The organism is Bacteroidota bacterium, assembly GCA_036522515.1.
Classification (GTDB): Bacteria; Bacteroidota; Ignavibacteria; order UBA10030; family SZUA-254; genus VBOC01.
In genome coordinates this window covers 40,438-64,224 of record DATDFQ010000044.1, presented here as the reverse complement: position 1 = coordinate 64,224, position 23,787 = coordinate 40,438, and the positions used below count along the sequence as shown (strand labels likewise).

19 protein-coding genes are annotated in these 23,787 nt (G+C 58.4%); 5 read left to right on the top strand and 14 right to left on the bottom strand.

Features of this window, described 5'->3' with window-relative positions; genetic code table 11:
* Nucleotides 1–47: 47 nt before the first annotated feature.
* The 3 genes from VI215_08530 to VI215_08520 are packed head-to-tail and all read right to left on the bottom strand — an operon-like array spanning nucleotide 48 to nucleotide 2,803.
* On the bottom strand, nucleotides 48–1,136 hold the full coding sequence (locus VI215_08530; protein ID HEY6192352.1) for a galactokinase family protein: 1,089 nt from the start codon (nucleotides 1,134–1,136) through the stop codon (nucleotides 48–50).
* A 7-nt stretch (nucleotides 1,137–1,143) separates the two neighbouring features.
* Nucleotides 1,144–1,326: a hypothetical protein gene (locus tag VI215_08525; GenBank protein ID HEY6192351.1), complete on the bottom strand. Its 183-nt coding sequence runs from the start codon at nucleotides 1,324–1,326 to the stop codon at nucleotides 1,144–1,146.
* Nucleotides 1,327–1,330: 4 nt separating this feature from the next.
* Nucleotides 1,331–2,803 carry a sodium:solute symporter family protein gene (locus VI215_08520; protein HEY6192350.1) on the bottom strand — a complete coding sequence of 491 codons (1,473 nt, stop codon included), beginning with the start codon at nucleotides 2,801–2,803 and terminating at the stop codon, nucleotides 1,331–1,333.
* A 360-nt stretch (nucleotides 2,804–3,163) separates the two neighbouring features.
* On the opposite strand from VI215_08520, the gene VI215_08515 reads away from it, so the two are divergent.
* Entirely contained in the window at nucleotides 3,164–3,511 is a 348-nt protein-coding gene (locus VI215_08515; protein HEY6192349.1) for a hypothetical protein, read from the top strand.
* Between the two features lie 15 nt (nucleotides 3,512–3,526).
* Here the strand turns inward: VI215_08515 and VI215_08510 are convergent, their stop codons facing one another.
* Nucleotides 3,527–3,955: an STAS domain-containing protein gene (locus VI215_08510; GenBank protein ID HEY6192348.1), complete on the bottom strand. Its 429-nt coding sequence runs from the start codon at nucleotides 3,953–3,955 to the stop codon at nucleotides 3,527–3,529.
* A 284-nt stretch (nucleotides 3,956–4,239) separates the two neighbouring features.
* Here VI215_08510 and VI215_08505 point away from each other — a divergent pair, with 284 nt between their 5' ends.
* On the top strand, nucleotides 4,240–7,698 hold the full coding sequence (locus VI215_08505) for a T9SS type A sorting domain-containing protein (protein ID HEY6192347.1): 3,459 nt from the start codon (nucleotides 4,240–4,242) through the stop codon (nucleotides 7,696–7,698).
* 376 nt (nucleotides 7,699–8,074) lie between these two features.
* Here the strand turns inward: VI215_08505 and VI215_08500 are convergent, their stop codons facing one another.
* Both VI215_08500 and VI215_08495 read right to left on the bottom strand, forming a co-directional pair.
* Nucleotides 8,075–8,335, bottom strand: a complete 261-nt coding sequence (locus tag VI215_08500; GenBank protein ID HEY6192346.1) for a hypothetical protein — start codon at nucleotides 8,333–8,335, stop codon at nucleotides 8,075–8,077.
* A 77-nt stretch (nucleotides 8,336–8,412) separates the two neighbouring features.
* Nucleotides 8,413–8,877 (bottom strand): AraC family transcriptional regulator, encoded by a 465-nt coding sequence (locus VI215_08495; GenBank protein ID HEY6192345.1) that lies wholly within the window; start codon nucleotides 8,875–8,877, stop codon nucleotides 8,413–8,415.
* 478 nt (nucleotides 8,878–9,355) lie between these two features.
* Between VI215_08495 and VI215_08490 the strand changes: the two genes are divergently transcribed.
* The 3 genes from VI215_08490 to VI215_08480 all read left to right on the top strand — a co-directional run bounded on the left by VI215_08490 (nucleotide 9,356) and on the right by VI215_08480 (nucleotide 11,426).
* Nucleotides 9,356–10,543: a sialidase family protein gene (locus VI215_08490; GenBank protein ID HEY6192344.1), complete on the top strand. Its 1,188-nt coding sequence runs from the start codon at nucleotides 9,356–9,358 to the stop codon at nucleotides 10,541–10,543.
* Nucleotides 10,540–10,836, top strand: coding sequence for a MoaD/ThiS family protein (locus VI215_08485; protein HEY6192343.1), 297 nt, complete (start codon nucleotides 10,540–10,542; stop codon nucleotides 10,834–10,836). The genes VI215_08490 and VI215_08485 overlap by 4 nt, the downstream gene beginning before the upstream one ends.
* Before the next feature lie 101 nt (nucleotides 10,837–10,937).
* Nucleotides 10,938–11,426, top strand: a complete 489-nt coding sequence (locus VI215_08480) for a DinB family protein (GenBank protein ID HEY6192342.1) — start codon at nucleotides 10,938–10,940, stop codon at nucleotides 11,424–11,426.
* 4 nt (nucleotides 11,427–11,430) lie between these two features.
* On the opposite strand, the gene VI215_08475 is transcribed toward VI215_08480, so the two are convergent.
* From VI215_08475 to VI215_08440, 8 genes are read right to left on the bottom strand one after another with little or no spacing between them, the layout of a single operon-like run.
* On the bottom strand, nucleotides 11,431–13,863 hold the full coding sequence (locus VI215_08475) for a TonB-dependent receptor (protein ID HEY6192341.1): 2,433 nt from the start codon (nucleotides 13,861–13,863) through the stop codon (nucleotides 11,431–11,433).
* Nucleotides 13,864–14,862, bottom strand: a complete 999-nt coding sequence (locus VI215_08470) for a hypothetical protein (protein ID HEY6192340.1) — start codon at nucleotides 14,860–14,862, stop codon at nucleotides 13,864–13,866. It abuts the gene before it with no gap.
* A 55-nt stretch (nucleotides 14,863–14,917) separates the two neighbouring features.
* Nucleotides 14,918–16,072 (bottom strand): glycosyltransferase, encoded by a 1,155-nt coding sequence (locus VI215_08465; protein HEY6192339.1) that lies wholly within the window; start codon nucleotides 16,070–16,072, stop codon nucleotides 14,918–14,920.
* A 12-nt stretch (nucleotides 16,073–16,084) separates the two neighbouring features.
* Nucleotides 16,085–16,774, bottom strand: a complete 690-nt coding sequence (locus tag VI215_08460) for a ChbG/HpnK family deacetylase (GenBank protein HEY6192338.1) — start codon at nucleotides 16,772–16,774, stop codon at nucleotides 16,085–16,087.
* Nucleotides 16,771–17,862 (bottom strand): aminoglycoside phosphotransferase family protein, encoded by a 1,092-nt coding sequence (locus tag VI215_08455; protein ID HEY6192337.1) that lies wholly within the window; start codon nucleotides 17,860–17,862, stop codon nucleotides 16,771–16,773. The genes VI215_08460 and VI215_08455 overlap by 4 nt, the downstream gene beginning before the upstream one ends.
* Nucleotides 17,859–18,893 (bottom strand): phosphotransferase, encoded by a 1,035-nt coding sequence (locus tag VI215_08450; protein HEY6192336.1) that lies wholly within the window; start codon nucleotides 18,891–18,893, stop codon nucleotides 17,859–17,861. The genes VI215_08455 and VI215_08450 overlap by 4 nt, the downstream gene beginning before the upstream one ends.
* The gene (locus tag VI215_08445; GenBank protein ID HEY6192335.1) at nucleotides 18,886–20,691 is read right to left on the bottom strand and encodes an ABC transporter ATP-binding protein; all 1,806 of its coding nucleotides are present in this window, start codon (nucleotides 20,689–20,691) and stop codon (nucleotides 18,886–18,888) included. Before VI215_08445 ends, VI215_08450 begins: the two co-directional genes overlap by 8 nt.
* On the bottom strand, nucleotides 20,681–23,284 hold the full coding sequence (locus VI215_08440; protein HEY6192334.1) for a glycosyltransferase: 2,604 nt from the start codon (nucleotides 23,282–23,284) through the stop codon (nucleotides 20,681–20,683). Before VI215_08440 ends, VI215_08445 begins: the two co-directional genes overlap by 11 nt.
* Nucleotides 23,285–23,787: the final 503 nt, after the last annotated feature.

Below are 23,787 nucleotides of genomic sequence, written 5' to 3'. Positions count from 1 at the left end.
TCTTGATGAAGTTCGTCCTCTGACGCTATGAGGGTCCATGAACGATTCTAATCCTCGGCATCGACACGCGTGCCGGCATCGACCGAAATGATATAGGCTGTGCCGCCGGCCCGCCTTATTGCCTCAGCCACGATCTCGGGTTGCTCCGGCGCATACGCAAACATACACCCGCCTCCCCCCGAGCCGTTGATCTTACCTCCATAGGCGCCCGCGTCGAGGGCAGCATCGAGCATTGCGTCAATTTTGGGTGTGGATATCTTCAGCACGTCCCGCAGCACGACCTGATGGTTGCTGAGCAAACCGCCGAGCCGCCGATGATCGAGAGGCTGCTTCGCGAGAAGTTGTCTCGCCTCAAGTGTAATCATATGGTTACGAACAGTCCCGGTGAGCAGGTCGAATTGCTCACAACCGAGCGCATCTTTCCACTCATCCAGCCGATCCGCAGTGAGCGTGTGCAACGAGAAGCCCGGAGAGTCTTTTGAAAGTCGACTCACAATATCGAGCACCCGGTTCTTCACCCGCGCCAAAATCTGTTTGGTGTTTTTTGCTTCACCGGAATCGCCGAGGACAAACGTCCTGAGTTTCGCGTCGATCCGTTCGACTGACACCCCGGGATGAAAGCCGATGAAGAGAAGCCCGCCGGACGCGGTCGAATACTGGTCCATCATCCCCCCGGGTTCGTGAAATTCGAGCACCTCCGCCTCCACGGCGTATCGCGCGCACTGCTCCGCGGGGAGTGTTTGCCTCTGATCGCTCATCCGTGCGAGAAAATTCACCCAGCTCACGACGAGGGCCGAGGAACTTGATGTTCCGGCATTGATCGGGATGTTACCCCGAACGATGCAGTCGAAACCGGCCGCAAACGTGAGCCCCGCCCGGCGCAGAACATTCACGGCACTGCGAAAATAATCCCGTTCACGCGTGTACACCAGCGGTCCGACGAGGGAGAACTCCTCTTCTGAGCCGATATCGGGCAACCGGATCCGCACGGATTGATCCTGCCTCCGGGTCCCTTCAATCATGATGCGCAGGGAAATGGCGGCGGGGATAACGGGCAAATGGAGGTAATCCTGATGCTCTCCGAACAGACAGATCCTTCCGGGGGTCGAAATCGTGAGGTGATTGAGAGCGCTCATACCGGCATCACGGTTGAAAATTTCCTTCGCTGGCTCCGTTCGGAGTTCGCTCCTCGTTTTTGACTGACAACCGGCGCAGCATGCCCCTTATGTCCTTCAGACCCTTCACCGCAACATAGATCGTGATGGTCGAGTACCAGGCGACGCACGCCATTGTCAGAAGCCACCAGAACCAGTGTTCAGCGATCATTCCGTTATGTCCTCACGAGAGTGGTTCGGGGTTTTGCCAGGGAGCCCACGATCATCGCACCGGCGGTAAGAACGTACGCGGCGATGCCTGAATAATAGGGTCCAATCGACTCTGCAAGCTCTCTTGTCGAGCCCAACTGCTGCATGACCAGGAATGAAACCGGGATGATCGCTCCCATCGCAATTGCAGCTGTCGCGCCCCAGCTGTTCGCGCGTTTCCAATAACAGCACGAGATGAGCAAGACTGACATGCTCGCAAGATAAATCGTTCCCGTCACTCCGAGATATGTCCAGAGATCACCCCGCAGGGGATACCAGAGTCCGTACAAGAGAAGAAAGATGCCGATGAGAGCGACGATCGTACGATTCCAAAAGATTCCCCGTTTCTCAGACCATTTCTCTTTTCGAAACGGGGCCAGGATGTCGTTATAGATCACACTGCTCCAGGTGATCATGTAGGAGGAATCGGTCGACATATCCGCGGCAAGCATCGCCGCAACGAGAACTCCCATCAACCCAACCGGCACGATTGTGCTGAGAAACATCGGCATCGCGTGGAGGGTGTTTCCGCCGATTGTTTCCGGAGAGAGGGTCGCGAGCGCGCCGATCCCCCAGATGCCCGGGATGAGGAATCGGCACACAAAGAAGAAACTGGTACCCTTGTACACGCCCAATCCGGTCTTCGTATCCTTCGCAGCCAGGAGGCGGGCGATCGTTGTCTGCCACGTCAGCACTGCGGCGAGGTTCAGAAACACATTGAAGAGCACGTACTCCCAACCCATTTTGGGATGGATGAACGGGTTGAACCCCCCTTCGCCATATTGTGCGGTCACCGCACCAACCAGGTGACCCCATCCGACCTTTACGAGAATCAGGACCGTTACGAGGATGAGTCCGGCGCTCATGACGATGAATTGGAGAAAATCAGTTATGAGGACGGAGAGCATTCCTCCAAGAATGGTGTACACGGCAACTGCGAGAAGCAACACGGTCATCGTGATTTCGAGATATCTGACGTCGAAGCCTGTCACCAGGATGAGGAATTCTCCCCCCGTGCGAAGAAAGACTCCCATATTGAGTAATCCTCCGAGAACAATCACGACTCCGGCAGCCCAGCGTACGCGCGGTCCGAATCGTTTCTCGAAGAGCTCGGGGATCGTCATCACCCCCGCGTCACGTAGTGGTTTGACGCAGAACCCCGTCCAGCCAACGACGAACATTGCCACCGCGGTGATGATGCCGGGGGTCGCGCCCGCGAATCCGAATTCATATCCGTTTTGCGCCGTGTACATGCACGTAACAATGCCGAACTCGGTCGCGGCTAGGGAAGCAATCCCCAAATAGAGATCCATTTCCCGGCCGGCAATCAGGAACTGCTCGACGCTTCCGACGTACTTCCGAACCATGATCCCCGCGATCATGGTCGCGAGGAGATAGACGCCAACAATACTTCCGTCGAGAAGTGAGAAATTGCCCATCGGCTATTCTGCTTATCAGGTCGGGGTTTTTCGGTTACAAGTGGCTTGGCAGGCAAGTTATTGCGTAGAGAGATAAAAAGCAATAATTCCAACATGCTTTAGGCCGGGATCCTTCTAAGAGCGTCGAAAGATGCTGACCAGGAGCATGTCAGCATGACGTGCTAGGGGGGAGATCGATGGCCAAAGTGAGGCGCTACCGAGGAGGTGGTTTAGAGTGCGGAGATCCTTCGCGGAGTTTACACTGAGCGAAGCGAATGTGCTCAGGATGACAATAGCATTTAACAATTTCATATTCCAGCCGTTACAGTTCCTTCGCATTCCATGTGTATCTTGATCCTGAACGATAAGGAGGGTCAGATGATGGAACTCGAACACAACGGCTACTACCCGCTCACGAGGGAACACCTCGACATGTATGTCCCCTCACGCCCGGGGATCTACATGCTCGCAATTCGTCTGGCGAACGGAGTTCACCAGACGTTCTTTACAAGTCAATCGGATAACGTGTACGGGAGCCTGAGGAAGGTTTTAACAAGGGACACCGCCGGTCTGCAGCTCTCGCAGGAAGTTCACGAGTGCCTCGCCAAATACCAGTGCTACTTCTCTTACTGGATACTCGTGAACCTCGTTGAGCGGGACGGAGAGTCGAAATCGGTCTCCCATAAGGGAGAACCGCCCGACGCACTGACCGTGATCAACTGCAACTGAACCGCCGGTTGGATCTTACTCCGCGGAATGCCGAACCGGGTATGTGCGGGGACGCGCGGTATCATCGTCGACGAGCCGCTTGACCGGGGCATGATCTTCACTGGTCGCCTGGAAACTCGCGATCGCCCTCCCCACCGTCTCGTACGTGTGAAACACCTGCACCAGCCGAGTCTGCCAGAAAATATCATGCATTTCCCGGTCGATTTCGGCCAACCGGATATCCCCGCCATATTTCTGCAACACCTTCGCGGCTGCGACGATCGCGCTCAGACCCAGGCTGTTGATCCGGTGTACCTTTCCGAGGTTGAGGATCACCTTGTTGATGCCGTCGACATGCAGATTCGTGATTTTCTGCTGCAAGACACGATCATCCTCGTCGAAGAGCAGGGCTCCCCGGAGCCCGAGAACGGCGACCTCGCCGACAATCTTTTCATCTATGTGCATACATCCCCCTGTCTGTGAATATGTTAATTTACGGGGGAGTCCGGCTAATGTTGCATCGTCCTAAGGACTGGCAAAAAAGCGTTTTAAGATGCTGACCTGGAGCATGTCAGCATGACGAGCAGAAGAGAAATTCCTATTAACAAAAATTAATACAGATCGCTTGACTACTTCCGGGTAAATTGTTATCCTCCCGGAGCACGGGGCGCAACGGGGCGCGTCCTCATGCAACCCCTACCCCATGCACTCACTCACCACATCATTTCTTCTGAGGAAGGAGGTCCCCAATGCACCACAGTTTTGTTCGATTGTTCCTGCGGGGGCATACGCTCCCGGCGGTCCTCTTTTGTTCTCTAATGGCGTCGCAGGGCTCGGTTTTTGCCCAGCTCGACTCGGTGCGCTACCGTCTCTGGGCGGATGACGCTCAATTCAGTAAACTGTCAGGCGCCGCCCAGAATCTCTTGATCGCGAAATTCGGGCCGAAACTGCAGCGCGACAGGAAGGGAAACCTGGTCTCCCCCGCGGCAAACACCGGGGTCGGTTTTGAAGAAAGTTTTGGTACGGGCCCGGCAGGTCAAATTGTGAAGGGAGGCGGCTTTCGGAGCGCCATGACGGCTCTTCCAAACAATCTCGTCAACAGTGCGGCAGCTGACGCGACGGCGCAGGATACGCAGAGCGAAACGGCGCTGGTTCTTGGATCCGCATCAGACGTCATCTCGGGATATAATGATTCGGGTTCGTTCCTCGGCGGAGCGAGGAAGTTCACCGGCTTTTCCACCTCCGCGAACGCCGGCTCTTCATGGACAGACGGAGGAACTCTCCCCACCTCCGACAGCGGAGATGCGGGCGATCCGGTTCTTTCGCGGAACACGACGACCGGGAGAATCTATCTCTCAACCCTCGCGTTCACCGGCACGGGGATGCAGATGTTCCGCTCCGATAACGACGGCGCAACATGGCTGCCTCCGGTCAATTGCGCCCCGGGCATGACCGGGGAACAGGACAAAGACTGGAATACCGTCGACAACTTCGCCGGCACCGGCAATGGAAACCTGTATGTCGTGTGGAGGGCGTTTTCCTCCGGCGCGACAGACGGAATCCGTTTCATCCGGTCGACGGACAACGGCAACACATTCACTCCATCCACCGGCATCCTGATCGCAGGCCAGGGGGCTTTCAACGTGCAGGGCGCATTTGTGACCGTGGGAACAGATCATTCGGTTTACGTCTTCTGGCTCGACCAGAGCGCGGGGGGAGGGACCCCCAACATCCTCAGGATGCGGAAGTCGATCGACCTGGGTGTTTCTTTCGGCAGCACGACGACCATCGCCACGCTGAACGGAACCGGAGTGAACGGCGATCTGTCGCTCGTCGCGGGATTCCGCTCGAATTCCTTCCCGCAGGTGGTGGTCAACCCGGTGAGCGGCAACCTCTATATAGTATATAACGATCTTGCCGGGGTCGACCACGGCAACATCTTCGTCCGTCAATCGACCGACGGCGGAGGAACGTGGAGTCCCGCCATACAGGTCAATAACGATTCCACCACGCGCGCCCAGTATATGCCGGCGATCTCAGTCAAGCCCGACGGCTCGGGCCTGTCGGTGAGCTGGTACGACAACCGGGACGATCCCGCCGACCGGAATCTCGCGAGGTGGGGCGCGACGGCTACGATCTCGGGAAGTTCCATCACGTTCGGTCCTAATTTCAGGATCAGCGCGGTCTTCCCGCCGGTCTTTGGGGTCGATCCTGTCGTGAACTCCGTCTACATGGGAGACTACGACCAGATGGCAGCAGATAACAGCTCCTACTATACGACCTGGGGCGACAACCGCGACAATAGCATCGCGGTTCCCTCGCGAAAAAACGCAAACGTCCGCTTCGCAAGCTACACCCAGGCCGGGCCCGCGGCCATCCTCGATTTTAACGCCGCGGTGATCAGCGGAGGAAACGGAAACGGCCAGATCGATTCCAACGAATGCAATCTTCTCAATGTGACGATCAAGAATAACGGCGGGACCCCCGCAACCGCGATATCGGGGACTCTGACAACCTCCACATCGGGCGTTTTGATCTCAAACGGGACGCAGTCCTATCCGGACCTGAATCCCGGGTCGAGGGGGACGAATGCGGTCCCGTATCAGGTTATCACTTCGCCCTCCGTCGCATGCGGAACGGTCATCAACCTCACGCTCACGACGTCGTATGCGGGCGGATCCGATGTGATCAATTTTTCGATTTCCTCCGGCGGAGCTAATTACGTCATCACGTCGTCGACGGGGTCGATCGTTCCGGGCACGACAGACATCGGCAACCACTGCGACGACTGTGTCACGCCGGTTTCGTTGCCGTTTCCGGTGCGGCTCTACGGTTCGACCTTCAGCACCGTCAATCTGAGCTCGAACGGAAACGCGCAATTTTCAAGCTCGAGCACGGAGTATTCCAACATCTGCCTGCCGGTCGGGACATTCAACAACGCCGTCTTCGCGCATTGGGATGATCTGATGACGAGTATCAATGCGGGCGACGGCATATTCACGTCGGTGAGCGGCGCGACCCCGGACCGTATTTTCAATATCGAATGGCGCGCAACGTATTTCCCCGGGAATGGAAGGGCCCACTTTGAACTGCGGTTCCATGAGAACTCTCCCCAATTCGAGATGGTCTATGATACCGTGACAGGCGGGGGGAGCAACGCGACGATCGGGGTGCAGCAGGGCACGGGCCCGAACTTCTCCCAGTATGCGTGTAATGTGTCGGGAAGCGTCACGATCGGGCGTATGTTGACGTACACGCTTCCGCCCTGCGTGGATGGCGGCGGGCCATGCGGGAATTGTGTGTTGACATGTCCCTCGAACGTCAACGTCAGCAACGATCCGGGCCGTTGCGGCGCGGTGGTAAATTATCCACCACCGACGACGAGCGGGAGTTGCGGCACGGTGACTTCGACTCCGGCCTCGGGCTCGTTCTTTCCCATCGGGACCACACAGGTGCATTGTGTCTCGACGAGCGGGCAAAGTTGTTCGTTCACCGTGACGGTGGCGGATACGACGCGGCCGACCTGCTCGATCACGGTGAGTCCGTCGGTTTTGTTGCCGATTAACCATAAGCTGCAGAATGTCTCCGTGAAGATGGTATCGGTCGACAATTGCCCGGGACTCACGTGTGCTCTCACCTCGATCACAAGCAGCGAGCCCGATAGCGGCATTGCCAAAGGCGACGTGCCGCACGACATTCAGGGTGCGAGCTTCGGGACCTGCGACACCCTGGTGCAATTGCGGGCTGAGAGGTTCTCGAGCACCGCCGACCGGGTCTACACGCTCACCTACACCGTGACAGACGGGGCGAACCACAGCTCCACGTGCACCGCCACAGTCAGGGTGCCGCTCAGCAGAAAGGGCGCGACCTCAATCGGATCGCTGGCATCTGAGGTGAACCTGCGCCCGGGAGAGGCGTACCTCGCGCAGAACTATCCGAACCCCTTCAACCCGTCGACCGATATAGCGTTCGCGCTCAGTGTTCCAGGCTCGGTGTCGCTGAAGGTCTTCAATGTGCTGGGGCAGGAAGTATCGAGATTGCTGGATGCGGAGCCCCTGGATGAGGGGGTTCAGAGCGTCGAGTTCGATCCCGGCGCGCTCCCGAGCGGGGTTTACTTCTACCGCCTGGAGTTTGAGCCCCAACGGGAAGAGGGATCGCCTCCCCCTGCGGCGTTCGTGCAGATCAGAAGGATGCTGTTGATGAGGTGAGCGCTAAGAGCGTCATCCCGACATCGTACGTATCGGGATCTTAACGAAGCTACGCTTCGGAAAGATGCTGACCAGGAGCATGTCAGCATGACGAGGTGGTATGATAGAGAAAGGCCGGCTCGTCTTGGTGGATGGTCGACGGGTCGGCCTTTTGATTTCATCTTGTTTGTCATCCTGAGGGAGTGAAACGACCGAAGGATCTTGATTATCGGACTACGAACAGGATAGAAGATCCTTCGCGGAGTTTACACTGAGCGAAGCGAATGTGCTCAGGATGACAACCAAGCGCTCAGGATGACACGCGGGCTGAAGGCGTACACGGGGCGGGGAACCTGCCGGTTTGTGTGGCCTGAGTTAGCTGTGAGTTGCGTTATTTCTACAGCGAGTTGAGCGCGTCGGCGATCGCCGCCGATTTCTCAACGTTGTAATTCCCGGAATACACCAACGTGAATCTGTCCGGGATCTTGTTGCCCGGGAGCGAAGCGCCCGAGATTGGTGTGCACGAAACGATGGAATGTCCTGCTTGAGCCCGAACAAATAACATCGTCTCTCTCACTACCCACGAGCCTTCCGGTACATCAGCGAGATCATGAAAGATCAGCTTGTCACCGATCTTATACGACTGTTGATCCGGCATCGTGAACACCCCCTTTCGGTGTTAATGATATTCGGCAGGTTCCCCTGAGCCGCATACCTCTAAACAAGTGTAGCACGTCACGGCCGCTTATGCAAGCGAATAAACATGCCCTTTCTTGGTGCAATTCTTTGGTGCAGTTTCTTGGGGGGAGTTTTCGGGGGAGTGTTTGCCGTCGCCGGGTTTTCTTCGTGGAGTGGGACAGCCGATTGAGTCTCCCGGCAGCGCCAGCGGAGCAGCTTGAAAGGGATTCCGAACACGCGTTTCACCCAGCGGTAGAATGCTTCGTCGTTCCTGAACTTGAGCCGGCCCCCGAGCTCGTACCCGAGGCTCGTCCCGCTCCTGAGCAAATCGACAACTTCATCCTTCTTTCGCCCATCGATGTAACGCTTGATCGTCACCCCTGTCGCTCCCCTGAACACGCGCTCCATGTCCCCGGCATCCATGCCGACGTCGGAAGCCATGCGCTTCAGCGGATTTCCGCTTCGCCAGTGTTCATGGACGTATTGGAGGACACGGGATTTTCGCTCTTCGGAGTTTGTCATGTCGGTGTTCGCGCCAGGTGATTGGGATTTTCAGCGCGGGGTTGGTCTGGTCGGCTGGACGGCGGAAGCCGCTACGTACATCCTGCGGGGGGAGGCACCGCACTTGATCGATGCGATCAGGGGTTAACGTGCTTACAATGCCGCGCGCTGTATCTTGCTTAACCAGCGGAGCCCGGCATTGGTTCCCCGTAATCGGGGCGTATTCGAGCCCTCGTATGACCGCCGAAAACGAGGGAACCAATCATCACAAAAATTCGTAGAATATTCATGGAAAGCAGTCATTGCCAAAAGGCGAATAAAGATCCCGGCCAGAAGCATGCCGGGATGACGACCCGGGGGAGTTTAGAGGAGCACCCGATTTTGACTTTTCCGAATCTATTTAATATTATGAGCGAGTCATACCGGCAACAACACCCAATTCTGGCGCCACCGAATCAGCCCCAAACCCAACAGGTTAACCATCTATGGGAGATATGATATGAGCGGAGTTCGAGTCCTGGTAGGAACGCGCAAAGGCGCGTTCATTCTAACGTCGGACGGCAAGCGGCAAAACTGGAGCGTCAACGGGCCCCATTTTACCGGTTGGGAGATGTACCATCTCAAGGGGTCTCCGGCCGATCCGAACCGAATTTATGCATCGCAGACGAGCGGCTGGTTCGGGCAGATCATCCAGCGCTCGAACGACGGAGGCAAGACGTGGGAGCAACCGGGAACGAAGCCGGGCGAGCCGACCACGAACCCCCAGGGAATGCCGATGGGCGAGAGCAACAAATTCGTGTACGACACATCCGCCGCCACGGGCAAACCGCTGACCACGCATCAGTTTTATGACGGCACACAACATCCGTGGGAATTCAAACGCGTCTGGCATCTCGAGCCCTCTCTCACAGACCCGGATACCTGTTATGCGGGCGTCGAGGACGCGGCGATCTTCCGCACCACCGACGGCGGGAAGAACTGGAACGAGCTCCCGGGCCTGCGCGGCCACGGGACGGGACCGAACTGGCAGCCGGGAGCGGGTGGAATGTGCCTCCACACGATCCTTCTCGACTCGACAAATCCCGGACGCATCTACGTTGCAATTTCCGCCGCGGGGGCGTTCCGTTCAGACGACGGAGGGAAATCGTGGAAGCCGATCAACCGGGGATTGGTATCCCAGTATATCCCCGACCCCAACGCCGAGGTGGGCCACTGCGTCCACAGAATCGCGAAGCACTCGTCGCGCCCGAACACGCTGTTCATGCAGAAACACTGGGATGTGATGCGATCGGACGACGCGGGGGATACCTGGAAAGAGGTGAGCGGAAACCTTCCGACGGATTTCGGGTTCGTCATCGACGTTCACGCCCACGAACCGGAAACGATCTATGTCGTCCCGATCAAGAGCGACGGGGAACATTTTCCCCTCGAGGGGAAGCTGCGGGTTTACCGGAGCAAGACGGGCGGGAACGAGTGGGAAGCCCTCACCAACGGCCTGCCGCAGAAGGACTGTTACGTGAACGTACTGCGCGACTCGATGTCCGTCGACACGCTCGATCCCTGCGGAATCTATTTTGGCACCACCGGCGGACAGGTGTACGTGTCCCCGGATGCCGGTAATAACTGGTCTCCGATTGTTCGCGATCTTCCGGCGGTTTTGTCGGTCGAGGTTCAGACACTCGCATGATCAGAGTTACCCTTCCATATCATTTGAGAACCCTCGCTCATGTCGGGGGAGAGGTCGAACTCAACGTGGAGGGCCCCGTCACGGTGAGCTCGATTCTCGACGCGCTGGAACTGCGCTACCCGATGCTGAAAGGAACGATCCGCGATCACGGGACACAAAAAAGGCGGCCGTTTCTAAGGTATTTCGTCTGCCAGGAGGATATCACACACGATCCGCTCGACGCGCCGTTGCCGGACGCGGTGATCTCCGGAACCGAGCCGTTCATGATCATCGGAGCGATAGCAGGCGGATAGGATACCCTTGCAAGATTCTCTGGACATGTCGTCGATGAGATCCTTCGCTTCGCTCAGGATGACAACTTGAGACACCACCCATCATATGAAAGGTTATCGTCATGACTGAAAAAGAGATATTCGTCAATGCCTGGAAGAGGGAATTCGCCACGACCCTCAAGATCTTGAAGCAGCTTCCTGCCGACAAGGCGGACTTCAAGCCCGACGCCGAGAAAACCAAATCTGCGAAGGACCTGGCGACGATGTTTATCGGCGAACTCGGTATTGCGGACGGAGTTGTGAACGGGAAAGTGATATTCGGAGGAGGGATGCCCAAGTTCTCTTCGTATCCGGAGCTCCTGAATACGTTTGAGAAAACCTTCAACTCGGTGATCCCCAAAATCGAAGCGATGTCCGAGTCGGACTGGAATTCAAAGATCGCCGCCCCGGTCGGCCCCAAACAGATGGGGGAAGTTCGCCGCGCCGACATGTTCTGGTTGATGCTGAACGACAGCATCCACCACCGTGGACAGTTTTCCATCTATTTGAGAATGGTCGGAGCGAAAGTACCCTCGATCTACGGCCCCTCGGGCGACGAGCCCTGGACCTAGGGGGCTAGTCTTCATCGTCGTACTTGAGGGATTCCTTCTCGGTTTTCTTCGAAGGCACACCCAGGTGATAGGTGAGCCCGAAATAAATGATCCTCGAATCCCGGACGCGTACCTGGTTTTCGGAGAGCGCGCCCGAGGTCCAGTCGGTTTCCTTCGTCCAGCTCTTGAACACGTCCGAGGCGCTCAGCAGCAGCGAGAGCCGCCGGTCCATGAAATCCTGCCGGAATCCTATATTCAGTATGAAGTAGGGAGAATCTTCTCCCGCGGGCGTCAACCGTGCGGCGCGGTATATCGGGTTCAGCTGAACCCGCGTCGTCGGCGAGAGACGGACATCGCACGTCATGGCTCCCCTCCAGGTGACGATCGATTTCACGGGGGCGAAGCCGAGCGCCGATGCGTCGATCTGATTGTAAAAAATATCGGCATTTGCGTTGGTCGAGATGAAGCTGGTCACCGAGCCCGATAGGACGAACTCAAGACCAGCAGCATCATCGGAGCCAAGGTTTTCGATCGTCGTGTAGAGCGTGGAATCGTTGAGCGCCGTCGTCACGTTTGTGAACCGGTTGTACTTGTGACGGTAGAAGATCATCGGGAGGAACGAAACCCTGTCGGTCTGAAACAGGCAGCCAAACTCCACCGAATGAGTGTAAATCGGGAGAAGACGGGGGTTGCCGGCAAAGAGATCAGCCGGATCGGAGTAGTCCGGGAACGGATTCAAATCCTCCGCCTGCGGCCGGTAGACTCTCCTGCTGTAATTGGATTGGAGCTCCATGCTTTCGTTCAATTTGTAGGCAAGATGCAACGTTGGATAGAGATTGAAGTAATCATTGTCGAACGTGGTGTTCCGGGTGGTGAGGTCGGAAGTCCCGTACACCTGCTCCGCGCGCAGGCCCGCCTTAAAACCAAATAGTCCGAAGCGGCGTTCGTACGTCGCATACGCCGCGTGGATCGCTTCGTTGTGAATGAAATGATTCGTCCTGGCGGGGTCCGTGACGAACGATTGCCGGAGCGTGTCCAGATAGGTGATGTTCAGATCCAAATCGTCGACGTTTCGCTCGCCTGAATAACCCGTCTCAAGCTTCGACACGCTGTCGATCGCCAGATTGTAGTCGATGGAGAGCTCAAGCTCCTTCCCCACTTCGGTCGTTGTCGAGTTATCATAGGTGAGCAACGGTTGGGGAAACATCGTCGCCGTCGTAAAGCGGCTCACATCCTGGCTGCGATCCTTCGACGCCTTAATATCGATCTGGAGCCGCTGGCTGCGGTCGAACTCGTGCCTGAGGTAGCCCTTCACAGTGTAGTCGGGCTCTCCGACAGTCCCGTTATGAATGCGGCTGGAGTGCTGGGTGACTCCTCCCCCCGCCCCTTCGCGCGTCGTGGTTTTCATTCCGAATGTGGTCGCATCCCGCCGGACATAACTTCCGGAGACTCCCGCCGTGTTCGACTCGTCAATCCTCAGATCTCCTCCCATCAGGACCAGGTGCGAAAGATTGTGGGTCGTAGAGGTGTCATCCTGTTCGTAATAGTTGCGGATCGTCGAACCGCTCATTTCCGCGACCGACTGGCTCTGGATGTGAGTGCGGTTATCCTGCCGCGGGCTGTAGCTCCCGTACATGCTGAGCCCGTCCTGGCTGTAATCCACCCTCAGATCCCCATTGTAGCGATCGGCATTTCCCGCGTTCACGGTCAAGCCGCCGTTGAAACCGTCTCCGCTCCCCTTTTTGAGGACGATGTTGATAATTCCCGCCTCCGCGTCAGGTTTGAATTTCGCGGAAGGGTTCGTCATCACCTCGATCTTCCTGACGGCACTGGCGGGGATTTGCTGCAAGATTTCCGTCTTGCCCGATCCCATGCTTGGCGTAGTTTTACCGTCGATCATGATTAAAACGTCGCCCGATCCGCGGAGTGCGACCTTCCCGTCGAGATCGACTTCGACCGAGGGAACGTTGCGAAGCACGTCGCTTGCCGAAATAGACTTGCTCTGGATGTCTTCGCCCACATTATAGACTCTCTTGTCGATCCCGAGGTTGAGCAACTCCTTTTGGGAAGTGACGGTCACCTCCTCGAGGGCCAGCGTCGTTTCGGCGAGAGAGATCGTCCCGACGTCTATGAGGGTGTCTGCCGGGGTAACCCTCACCGGCGCGATTCTGGCTCCCGCGTATCCGAGGAGGGTGATCTGAATTCCGTACTCTCCCGCAGGGATATGACTGAACTCGAACATTCCATTTTTATCGGTCACCATCCCCGTGACGAGCGAGCTATCGGCGGTCTTTTGAAGAACCGCGTTCGCGGCCTCGACCGGCTGATTTGTCGCAGAGACCACCACTTTTCCTCTGATCGTCTGTGAGCGGAGGCTGCCGGAAAGGATCAGCAGGAAGAAGAATAGGACCGGGAGAGATCTCCGACACCGCCCCACGATCTGCTTTAGACCTGCCATTTACAGGAGCCCCATCCGTCGCGCGGTTTGGAAGAGTTGATCAAACCGCCAAAAAGATTTTTCGCGCAGCGTCCAATCGGGCCGTTCCCCCAACCATCGGAAGTGAAGATACATTCTTGCCGCGTCGAGGATCCGTTCAAATTGAGAAGGCGGCCCTTCCGGCCACCGGGCCCGAAGGTATTCCCGTTCGCAGAGCCGCACAATCGAGGCAGGCCAACGAATTCCTTCAGTCAATGCGGCGAGGTCAATTTCGCCGGGGGCGTATGCGGCCGACTCCCAATCGATAATGTAGATCTGATCCCTGCGGAGCAATACGGTCTTCGCGTAGAACTCCCCGTGAATGACCGTCCGGGGAGCCGCCAGCAAGGGTTTGAACCATTCGTCTCCGCTCTCCCAGAGGCGGCTTAACCACGGAAAACGGGAGAGGAGCGATTCGGCGTACTCAGCCGTACGGAGAGCCCACCCCCCGTAATAACGGGCGTCGTACGACGCCAGAAACGACAGGTCCGGCTTCCGGGCGTCCGTTTCATGCGTCGAGTGGAATGTCCCGATCCAGTTCACCGCCTTCGACATCGCTGCCGGCTGCCTCACACGCTGTCTCACGCTGACATCGCTCAGCCGTACGGACCGGTCGATAAATTCCAGGAGTAGCCACGCATCTCTCGTCCCGCTGCCGGCTTGAGTTCCGATGCACTTTGGCCTGAAGTCCGGATACGAATTGAGAATGCGCGCATACACTTCCGCTTCGTAGGCGATTCCGCCGCGGTGTCCGAACGCATCGTGCTCCCGCCCCCCCGCATACTTGATGAACAACTTGCGTGTCTTGCCGTCGGCGGAACGGCAGGTTACGACCTCGTTCGGAAACGTGCTCATCATCCGGGGCGGCGTCCGGTCGAGGAGAGCCACATCCCCGCGCTTGCCGCCACCGGTGCTCAGGGTGCCCGACAGCCGGTCGAGCAACGTCTGCGAGTCCGGGAGGAGCGAGGCGGGCGTTCTCACCGGTTCGGCTCCCGCCGGTTGAGACCGGACGAACAACTGAAGATGTGAACCCGGCTCACTGGAGAGAATACTCCAATATTTTTCCGGCCACGTGATTTGCGTCGAAATAGGTCTCCGCGAGTCTCCGGGCGGCGCGGCAGTGCCGCTCGTAGTCGGAATTAATGATCTCGAGCGCCTGCGCCGCCTCTTCAGCCGTCGAGAAGCGGAACATCCCTTCACCGTTCGGCAGGAAGGAACTCGGTCCCGTGTCCTGGACCACCACGGGCTTGCCGCTGGCGAGATAACAGAGCGTACGGTCGCTGACCCAGGCCGTGCGGAACTTCACGTAGGACGGTTTCGTGCAGCTGAATTCTCCCCGCGAGCGCTGAATGTATGTTTGGTACTTTTCGGGAGTGTCCGCGACTTCGCGGGACTGGCGTATCCGCCATCCCCGTTCTTCGAGCTCCCGGCGTTCTTCCTCGTCTTTCAAAGTCCCCATAAAAAGCGCAAGCTCCAACGGTTGACTCGTCAGGCGGGGCATCCTCGCAAACTTCAGGAAGGCGACGCGTTTCGTGTTTTCGAACGAATCGCCGTTGTCCACCACCCAGTCGTCCGCATCCCAATTGGAAACCGTGCTGAAGACGTCCGCCGCCGGGTCGAACACGTACGGCCATTGCTCGAGGGATACGGGGGGGTGTATATGGTTCCACCGGAGACCGCAGTCCGGAACCATGGCCCCCGATCTCCCGACGGTTTCCCCGATGGTAAAGTAAAGAGTATGACGCGGGACTCTCAACTGGCCCCTGCTGATCCAGAACTGGAGCAACCCCGGGTCTATGTCGATGAGGGCGGAGCGCTTGAAGAGCGCGAGAAGGGCCGGGTTGATGGCGTAGTGGAAATTGAATAGAAGCGAGGCCTGGGCGATGATGGCCTCGGCCTCGGAGCGGTTCCGTCCGAGGAATTCGATGGCGCCGCCCCGGGAGGCCGCCGTGCTTGTGTCGACGTAGAGGAGCAGATTTCCGCCGATGCCAAATCGCTCCATCCGTGCGGAGAAGGTGGAAAGGAGGAGCGCGTCCTGCTCCGGATCGCCCGTCGGGCGGAACTCTTCCATCCAATAGACATCGTATCCCAGCCGGCGCAGCCCCTGCACGTATTGCATGTAGACCCAGAAATGCCCGCCCCCGTCGGGGAAGTTCACGACATTATAGGCTGATAGGACTACGAGAGACATGCTGCTCCTTGATCACGCCGCGGCCATCGGGGCGAGCAGGGCGTAATCCTTGTAATTGACAAGCACGATCGACTGTTCGGCCAGGGCGCTGCGAATGAGCGGGTCGCACAGGGTCCGCAATTCAATTTCACGATGGAGTGAATAGTCGGATGCGAAATCCTTGTCGACATAGCCTGGATGACACCTTAACTCGGTGATCCCCTCCGGGACATCCGTTTCCAGGATTCGAGTCAGATTCTCCACGCTGATTTGCTCCGGGTGCGGGAGTCCGCCCCATTGCCCGCAAAATTTCGAGAGGCAGCGGACCGACGAGTACTCGCGCAGGGGCAGTTCGTACTCCCCCGCAAAGCGGAGAAACTGCGCCAGCGCCTCCGGATGCCGGTGGACGTTGTTGTGGGAGTCGATGTGCGTCGGCGACTTGTCGGTCAGTTCCATGAACTGGTAATACTGAGCGCGCAATTCCTTTGCGAGGCCCTCCCCCATGTCGAACAGGCAGTCTCCGAAGTTTTCGGCGAGCTGGATGTGCAATCCGAGGCTCATTTCGGGGACCGTGCGGCTTAGTGCGGCGGCATCGCTGCTCCACCGCGAACGCACCATCAGGCTGGCGCTGGTCAGGATGCCGCGCTGGTGCGCCTCGAGAATTCCCCGGTTGATGCCGTAACTCGCCCCGAAATCATCCGCGTTGACGATGAGATATTTCATAGCGACATGACCTCCTCAGTGCTGGTTTCGTTGTACTCGACGAACGCCTGGTCCATCGTCTCGAACCATCGTTCGATTTCTGCGAGCATCTCAAATCCCCACTCCGCGCGATCCCGGATTACGGCAATCGCCGGCCAGATGATCCGGTTTGCGATTCTTGCGAGCTCGTGCGTCTCGAAGAGCCGGTTAAGATCTTCCGGCCGCGCGATCGCCCAGTCGATGCGCCTGACCGCTCCGAGATAGAGCTCGAAGATCCGCTGCCGGTGCTCGCGGGGAAACCTCAGCAGAAAGGTCGAGAGATCGTAACTCCCGGGCCCGGCGGCGGCATGGTCCCAATCGATGAGCCGCGCCTGCAAACCGGTTTCACCCGGAACGACGAACGTGTTGGACGTCCAGAGGTCTCCGTGGAGGAGGGTTTCCGGACCCCCGAGCTGTGCCAGAAGATTCGCGCGTTCCGGCCCCTCCTTCATCAGGAGATGCAGCCTGTCTAGCAGCCGGTCGCACAGGGACCGGAGCTGCGGGGTCACCCCCTGCGCCTCCGGCGATCCGATCGCCTCGAGACAGTGAATCGCGTCCTTCACGTTCGACGTATAGAATTGGATCCCCAAATCTCCGCCATGGAGACGGACCTCGGGCAGGAGAGGGTGATCCGCAAACCGGCGGTGAATCTTCGCGATCAGATCGATCACTGCCTCCACCCGGGGCCAATCGGTCACCTCCGGCGCCAGAGGCGAAGCTCCCAGGTCTTCATAGACATGCCACACGCACAGGCCGTTCCGTTCCGCTGCGATCCCGAGAAGGGCGGGGACGTTCTCAGCCAGCCCCACCGCCGGCAACCATCGCTTCATCGCAAGCTCGTTCCGTTGGCCGATCCGCGGTTCCAGCCGCTTGACGATCAGAGACCGGACCTCCGCCCCGCATTCGAACCGGAGGCGAAACACCGCGGGGTTCGGCAATTGCAGGCTCTCCCATCCAATCAGGCGGTAAGACAGGTCCGGCGCTTCCAGCAGCTCGCCAAGCAACCTGCAAAGCTCGCTGACGCCCGGCTGGCGCACATTCTCGAGCAATCCTTTGAGGTTTTGAATCATGAGGCCGCCTGACTTAAGAGCGGTTCGCCCCTGGTCCAGTTCATTGTTTTCAACGCTTCGACCATCCGCCTGTCGTAACTCATCAGATAGGAAATTGGCTTCACCAGGAACTCATGCTTATCAAACTCCATGCTCTGCGAAACCCAGTACATGTCGTCGATCAATCGAAAGAGTTTTCCATACTCCGCGAGGCGTTGGATGGCCAGGGGAGCCAGCTCGCATTGCGACGCCTTCATCGCCGAATAATAGACCGTGAGATCCGGACTGACGGTCCGGCCCGTAAACTGGGCAAAATCCGCGGCGGGAACGCCCCACCCCGCCGCCTCCCAGTCGAAGGTGACGAGCGCCAGCTCCGGAGTCGTGCGGATACAGACATTCTTGATCACAAAATCTCCATGGACCAGGGTTTGCGGCATCTCGGAACAACGATCTTCCACCTCGGGCCAGTTTGATTCCATCGCATCGCAATGCGAGATCATCGCGTCAAGAGTCCGAATATTGTCGGCGGGAAGCGCCGGGTTGGAGAGATGGCGCAGAAACACATCGCGCGAGGCTTTCAGGAGGCCCAGGTAATGGATCGGATTGCGCGCCGGAAGGAAACGCTCAAGACCTGCGCCGGCTGCCGCGGCGTGTACCGTCGCGAGCCAGTTTCCCGCCAGCGCACGGTGCCCCGAGTCGAGCGGAGAGTACGCCTCGCCCGTGGCTTCCTCCATGAAGAGCCAGCAGAACTCCCCGCTGTCTTCTTCGAGGAACCCGTAACACTGCAGTGCGCCGATCGGCAGGCGCGCGAGGAATTCGCTGTGGATCATATGCTCGATCCGCGCCGTGGCGGCCAGACACCGCTTTGCGATGACCGCCGATCCGCTCGGTCCGATCCCCGCCATCCTGTAAACAGCCGACTTGTTTCTCAGTTTCAGAACCTCGATCGCGGCCGGCTCGTCCCCGCCGGGGTTGATTCGATTCCAGGCGACGACCGCCCGGTGCTCCCTCAAATCCGGAGGGAGAGCTTCGTTGGTTACGGGCTTAGACATGGGCTTCCTTCACCTCTCTTCTCTCTTTTGGTTTTGAGATGAGCAGCTCTTCGAGATCCGGGTAAGAAGCGGCATCAATGGTCCTGACGTATCCGCCTTCGATTCTCAGGATCAGCTGGCAGTTGCTCAGAGTGCCCGGCCGGTGCGCGATGATGAACGTCGTTCGTCCGCGGGTGAGCCGCCGCATCGCGTCCACGATTGCGGCCTCGGTGTTGATGTCGACAGAGCCCGTCGGTTCATCGAGGATCAGAATCGGAGCGTCCTTGAGAAACGCGCGGGCGATCGAAATCCGCTGGCGCTCGCCGCCGGAGAGAAGCATGCCTCGCTCGCCGACGAGCGTGTCGTATCCCCCGGGGAGCCGGGTCACGAACTCGTGCGCGTTGGCGGCTTTCGCAGCCCGGATAATTTCCTCCTCCCCCGCGTCAGGCCTTGCGTACGCAATATTCTCGGCGATGCTCGTCGAGAAAAGGACCGGCTCCTGAAGGACCATCCCGAACTGGTTTCGCAGGTCTCCCAGGTTGTAGTCCCGCAGATCGACGCCATCGAGAAGAATTTTGCCTGCCCGCGGATCGTAGAAACGATTGAGCAGATTCACAAGGGTCGTTTTTCCGGCGCCGGTCACTCCCGAGATCCCCACGCAGGTTCCCGGCTGGATGTCGAAGGAGAGTTCCCGGAGGATTGGGCGATCATTCTGATAGGAAAAGGAGACGTCGCGGAACGAGATCGCACCCGCGGCGCGCGAAAGAGGAAGAGCGTTCGGGCGTTCGACAACGTCGGGCAATTCATCCAGAAGCGCGAACGCGCGCTCGGCGCTGGCCAGGTAATTCTGCATGCTGGCCGCCTTCTTGCTGATGTTTTTCAGCGGCACGGATAATTGCGACAGGTATCCCATCACCAGCAGGAGCTCGCCCAACGTCATCGTGCCCGAATCGATCTCACTTACTCCGATAAAAAGAACGCCAGACATTCCGAAGGCCATAATCAGAGCCACGAGCATCCCGTAGCCTCCTTCCACGAAGGCGAGGTAAATGCGTGCCCGCATGCCCTCATTCGATTTTGAGACGAATCGCTCCTCCTCTCGATCTTCCTGGCCGAACGCTTTCACGACGCGCGCGGCGCCGAGTACTTCGTGCACCACCGAGAGGGCCGAGCTTTCGATTCGTTTGACCTCCCTCGACTGGCTCCGAAGCCGCCTGCGGTAGGCCCGGGAGACGAAGTAAATCACCGGTGAGACGCCAAGCGCCACGCAGGCGAGCTGCCAATTGATCCTCGTCGTCACATAGACCATCGAGAGGAGCGTGAGTGACGAAGTCATGAAGGGGACCAGCCCTTCGACCGTGATGTTCTGGATGGCGGAAGCGTCATACTGGATGCGATAGGTCGAATCCGCCGTCCCTTTCGTGTCATGATAGGAAAGCGACAGGCGCTGCACGTGCCGGAACAACTGCGCGCGGAACCCGCGCAACATCTTTTCACCGGCATATGTCGTGAGGAGGGAATTCGCGTAGTCCCTCGCCTGGCTCAACGCGGCGACTCCGATGAGAAGCCCTACGACGAACAGGAGCAACCCGGTACCGGGTTGTTTCAAATACTCCGGCAAAACCGTATCGAGGAAACCGGAGAGCGGGCGTTTCCCGATGACGTTGTCCACGGCGATCTTCAGGGGGAGCGGGGTGAGCAGCGCCAGCGGCGGCGACAACAAGCTCAGGCAGAGGATGGCAAGCAGGTACCGCCAGTAGGGAAACGCCTGCTTCCACAACCGCCGGTAAAGCTGCAGGTTGCTGCGGTCAGGCGTCATCGCGCTCTTCCTGTTCTATTTTTCTGACGGCGCTCAGGAACGCGGCGGTAGCCGCGGCACACTCCCGGAGGGTGAACGATATGAGCGCGAGGCTGATCGATCCGAGGACCGCCACGGCGATCCAGCTCTTATCTTCGATGGCATCGAGAGTGATCACCGTGAACACCGCGGTCAAAACCAAACCCACAATGGAACACCGCGGCCACGACCGGATTCGCAGGAGCTGCTGGCCGTCGCCGTGATGCTCGACTGCGACAAACATCCGGGCGGAGCCCAGCAATCCTCCCCGCACTTCCAGATCCCAGGGGTCGAATTCCCCTCCCCGCCTGGGGAGGGCGCCGAAACGGCGTATTCCCGATTCCAGGGAACGCAGCCGTTCTTCCACCGCCAGAGAGTGTTTGCTCCAGATATTTGCAAGCCAGGGCCGCGGGATTGCGTATCCACAAACGACCCGGCTGCGCCAGATTGTAAGTCCCTGACGCAGGCGCCCCCATAAACGAGCCGCGGGCTGCAGGACATGGAGAATTGCCGTCAGGGCCCGTAGTTTTGCCCTGCCGAAGCGCGAAAGGGGTGAATGCGTGAACGAAACGCGAATTGCGCTTCGCGTGGCCTGCACCATCGGAGCCGCAACAGCCACTCCCAGCAGGGGAAAACTAAGCCTGAGGGGGGGCCAGTGAAGGCTGAGCAACGATAGAACTCCCAGGACCGTGATGAGAAGGTACCACTCGGGCATCATCGGCAGCGCGTCGATGAGAGTCGGGGCGGGTTCATAGAGGGACTGGAACGGAGCCAGCCCCCACGTGCCGTGGTAGATGCGCCCGTTGCGCCAATGAATGTACGGGACCCCGTAGACCCGTCCGGTCCATTTGGCGTAGCCGGCAATGCTGTATTTCTCCGGCCACTTCTTCTCAAGGAGCGCTTCGGCCTTTCCGTACCCCTTCTGCTGCCGGAGATAGGCGCGTACAGAATTACGCCGGTGGTGCCAGACGACTGCGGCGGGGCTGAAGCCCAGAGTCCAGCCATATCGCTGCAGGCGCCAGCAGACGTCCACGTCGTCGCCCGCCACGCGAAACATCGAATCGAATCCGCCGATCGCCCTCAGACAACTCTTGCGGAACGACATATTGCACCCCGGAATATGCTCCGCCACGCGGTCGGAGAGCAATACGTGCGTCGGCCCCCCGGGGGCATGGGAGACACACTCGGCGATCGAACCGTCGGTCGAGGGAGAAATGTTGGGACCGCCGACCGCGGCGTCATTTGCATAACTCGGGTTCAGAAACGTCACCGCCAGGTAATGCAGCCAGTCGGGATCCGGGTAGGCGTCGTCGTCGATATAAGCGACTATTTCTCCGGTGGCCGCTCTCCATCCCGTGTTCCGGGCGCTGCTGAGCCCGCGGTTTTGAGTGCTGATGACGCGGCAGTCGTATTCACGGGCGATGCGCGCAGTGTCGTCGGTGGATCCGTCGTTTACGACAATCACCTCGAAATCAGGGTAGTCGAGGTTTTGCAGGCCGTCCAGGCAATCACGGATGGTACGGGCGCCGTTGTAACTGCACACGACCACCGAAACACGCGGCCATCGAATGTCCTTCGCAAACGGCACTTCGGCGAATGCCCGCCGCACCGCGGCAAGAGCGGGTTTCGAGTTCCGATCCCGGTCGGTCAATCCGAAACTCCAGTCCGTCACTTCAGCCCCTCCCCGGAACCACTCGTCGGTCCAGGCGTACACGAATACTCCGGCGCAGCCCGCGGCAAATGAACACCGGACCTGCCAATCCACGCTCTCCGCCTGAGCCTCTTCGCCGTTTCTCAGACTATCAAGCCCCATCTCGGCCATGACGACCGGCCGGTCGCCGGCGATATTATGCAATCGGGCAATGTAGGGTTCCAGGGCCTTCTGGGATTCGAGATAGATATTGAAACAGACGAAATCGAGGAACGGAAGCTGGAGATACTCGGTAGAAGGGTAATTGACGTAGGTGACGAGCCCCTCAGGATCTTCCCCCTTCGCGCTATAATAGAGCCGTTCGAGGAAGTGTTCCACTTTACCGGCACCATGCCAGCGGACGATCGAAGCCGGGATTTCGTTGCCGATGGTATAGCAGAGGATCGCCGGGTGGCCGGCGCGCAAGCGAACTTCGGTCCGGACCATCTGCTCGATGGAACGCGCGCACTTCCGGTAGTCGACAAAGGCCACCGACCGCTCGACCGGGAGCCCGGCGATCACCCGAAGGCCGCGCCGTTGCGCGATGTCGAGCAACCAGATTGGAGGAGGTGTGTAGGTGCGGACGGCGTTGACGCCGTTATCCGCCATCAGGGCAAAATCGCGGTCTACCACCCGCCGGACCGGAAACTCCTCGTCATCGCTGTTGGGGCGAAATGTCCCGTATGTCACGCCCCTGACATACAGTTTCTCACGGCCGGCAAAGATGAACTTCCCCTGTACCCTGGGGCGATCGGCGGTGCTGCCGTTCGAAGGATGGATCCCTGAGCCGGCAAGTGTGTAGGAGGAGGGATCGAACGGGTCGCCATCACCGCGGTGTTTTGACACCACGGTCAGACGGGGACGCTCCTGTACGGCTTCCCCCATCCTGGATCCGTTGCCGCGTAATTGTCTTACCCTGTGTAAAGGATTGCTTTCTTCCATAAGTTCCGCGAAACCGCAGTTGTGATCGGGAGACTGTGCGCGTTTCCGCTTTACACTTAAGAACAAAGAGCCAATAGCCCCACTCCATCCGCGAGCCGGGAGTATCGCGGTGGAGAGAAGCTCAATACGATACAGCAAAATTTACTCGAGCACTAGGGTAAAAGCCATCGCGACATTTGCATCAACATTGCGTACGGGAGATGTCGCCCTCTCCCTCCTCGGGCCGCAAGAGAACTGAATTGCCGCCCTCTATTCGTCCCTAACAGGCATCGAATTTCAAAAGTTCATCAGATTAATGCGGGTGAATGGGAAGGTGAAGGCTCCCGCGCGGAATTGATTTTAGAAAAAGTGCGATTAGAATATTGGCAGAAAAGAGGGCGTTTTGAAATCCGGCTATCTTTTTTAGATTTCCAATTTCTTTTAAAGGCCCCACTCGTAAACATTCA

Coding starts and splice junctions, on each gene's coding strand:
- VI215_08520 (HEY6192350.1), bottom strand. CDS start 2,803: ATGGGCAATTTCTCACTTCTCGACGGAAGTATTGTTGGCGTCTATCTC.
- VI215_08485 (HEY6192343.1), top strand. CDS start 10,540: ATGATCAGAGTTACCCTTCCATATCATTTGAGAACCCTCGCTCATGTC.
- VI215_08505 (HEY6192347.1), top strand. CDS start 4,240: ATGCACCACAGTTTTGTTCGATTGTTCCTGCGGGGGCATACGCTCCCG.
- VI215_08450 (HEY6192336.1), bottom strand. CDS start 18,893: ATGTCTAAGCCCGTAACCAACGAAGCTCTCCCTCCGGATTTGAGGGAG.
- VI215_08440 (HEY6192334.1), bottom strand. CDS start 23,284: ATGGGGGAAGCCGTACAGGAGCGTCCCCGTCTGACCGTGGTGTCAAAA.
- VI215_08465 (HEY6192339.1), bottom strand. CDS start 16,072: ATGTCTCTCGTAGTCCTATCAGCCTATAATGTCGTGAACTTCCCCGAC.
- VI215_08460 (HEY6192338.1), bottom strand. CDS start 16,774: ATGAAATATCTCATCGTCAACGCGGATGATTTCGGGGCGAGTTACGGC.
- VI215_08475 (HEY6192341.1), bottom strand. CDS start 13,863: ATGGCAGGTCTAAAGCAGATCGTGGGGCGGTGTCGGAGATCTCTCCCG.
- VI215_08490 (HEY6192344.1), top strand. CDS start 9,356: ATGAGCGGAGTTCGAGTCCTGGTAGGAACGCGCAAAGGCGCGTTCATT.
- VI215_08495 (HEY6192345.1), bottom strand. CDS start 8,877: ATGACAAACTCCGAAGAGCGAAAATCCCGTGTCCTCCAATACGTCCAT.
- VI215_08455 (HEY6192337.1), bottom strand. CDS start 17,862: ATGATTCAAAACCTCAAAGGATTGCTCGAGAATGTGCGCCAGCCGGGC.
- VI215_08530 (HEY6192352.1), bottom strand. CDS start 1,136: ATGAGCGCTCTCAATCACCTCACGATTTCGACCCCCGGAAGGATCTGT.
- VI215_08515 (HEY6192349.1), top strand. CDS start 3,164: ATGGAACTCGAACACAACGGCTACTACCCGCTCACGAGGGAACACCTC.
- VI215_08500 (HEY6192346.1), bottom strand. CDS start 8,335: ATGCCGGATCAACAGTCGTATAAGATCGGTGACAAGCTGATCTTTCAT.
- VI215_08480 (HEY6192342.1), top strand. CDS start 10,938: ATGACTGAAAAAGAGATATTCGTCAATGCCTGGAAGAGGGAATTCGCC.
- VI215_08445 (HEY6192335.1), bottom strand. CDS start 20,691: ATGACGCCTGACCGCAGCAACCTGCAGCTTTACCGGCGGTTGTGGAAG.
- VI215_08510 (HEY6192348.1), bottom strand. CDS start 3,955: ATGCACATAGATGAAAAGATTGTCGGCGAGGTCGCCGTTCTCGGGCTC.
- VI215_08525 (HEY6192351.1), bottom strand. CDS start 1,326: ATGATCGCTGAACACTGGTTCTGGTGGCTTCTGACAATGGCGTGCGTC.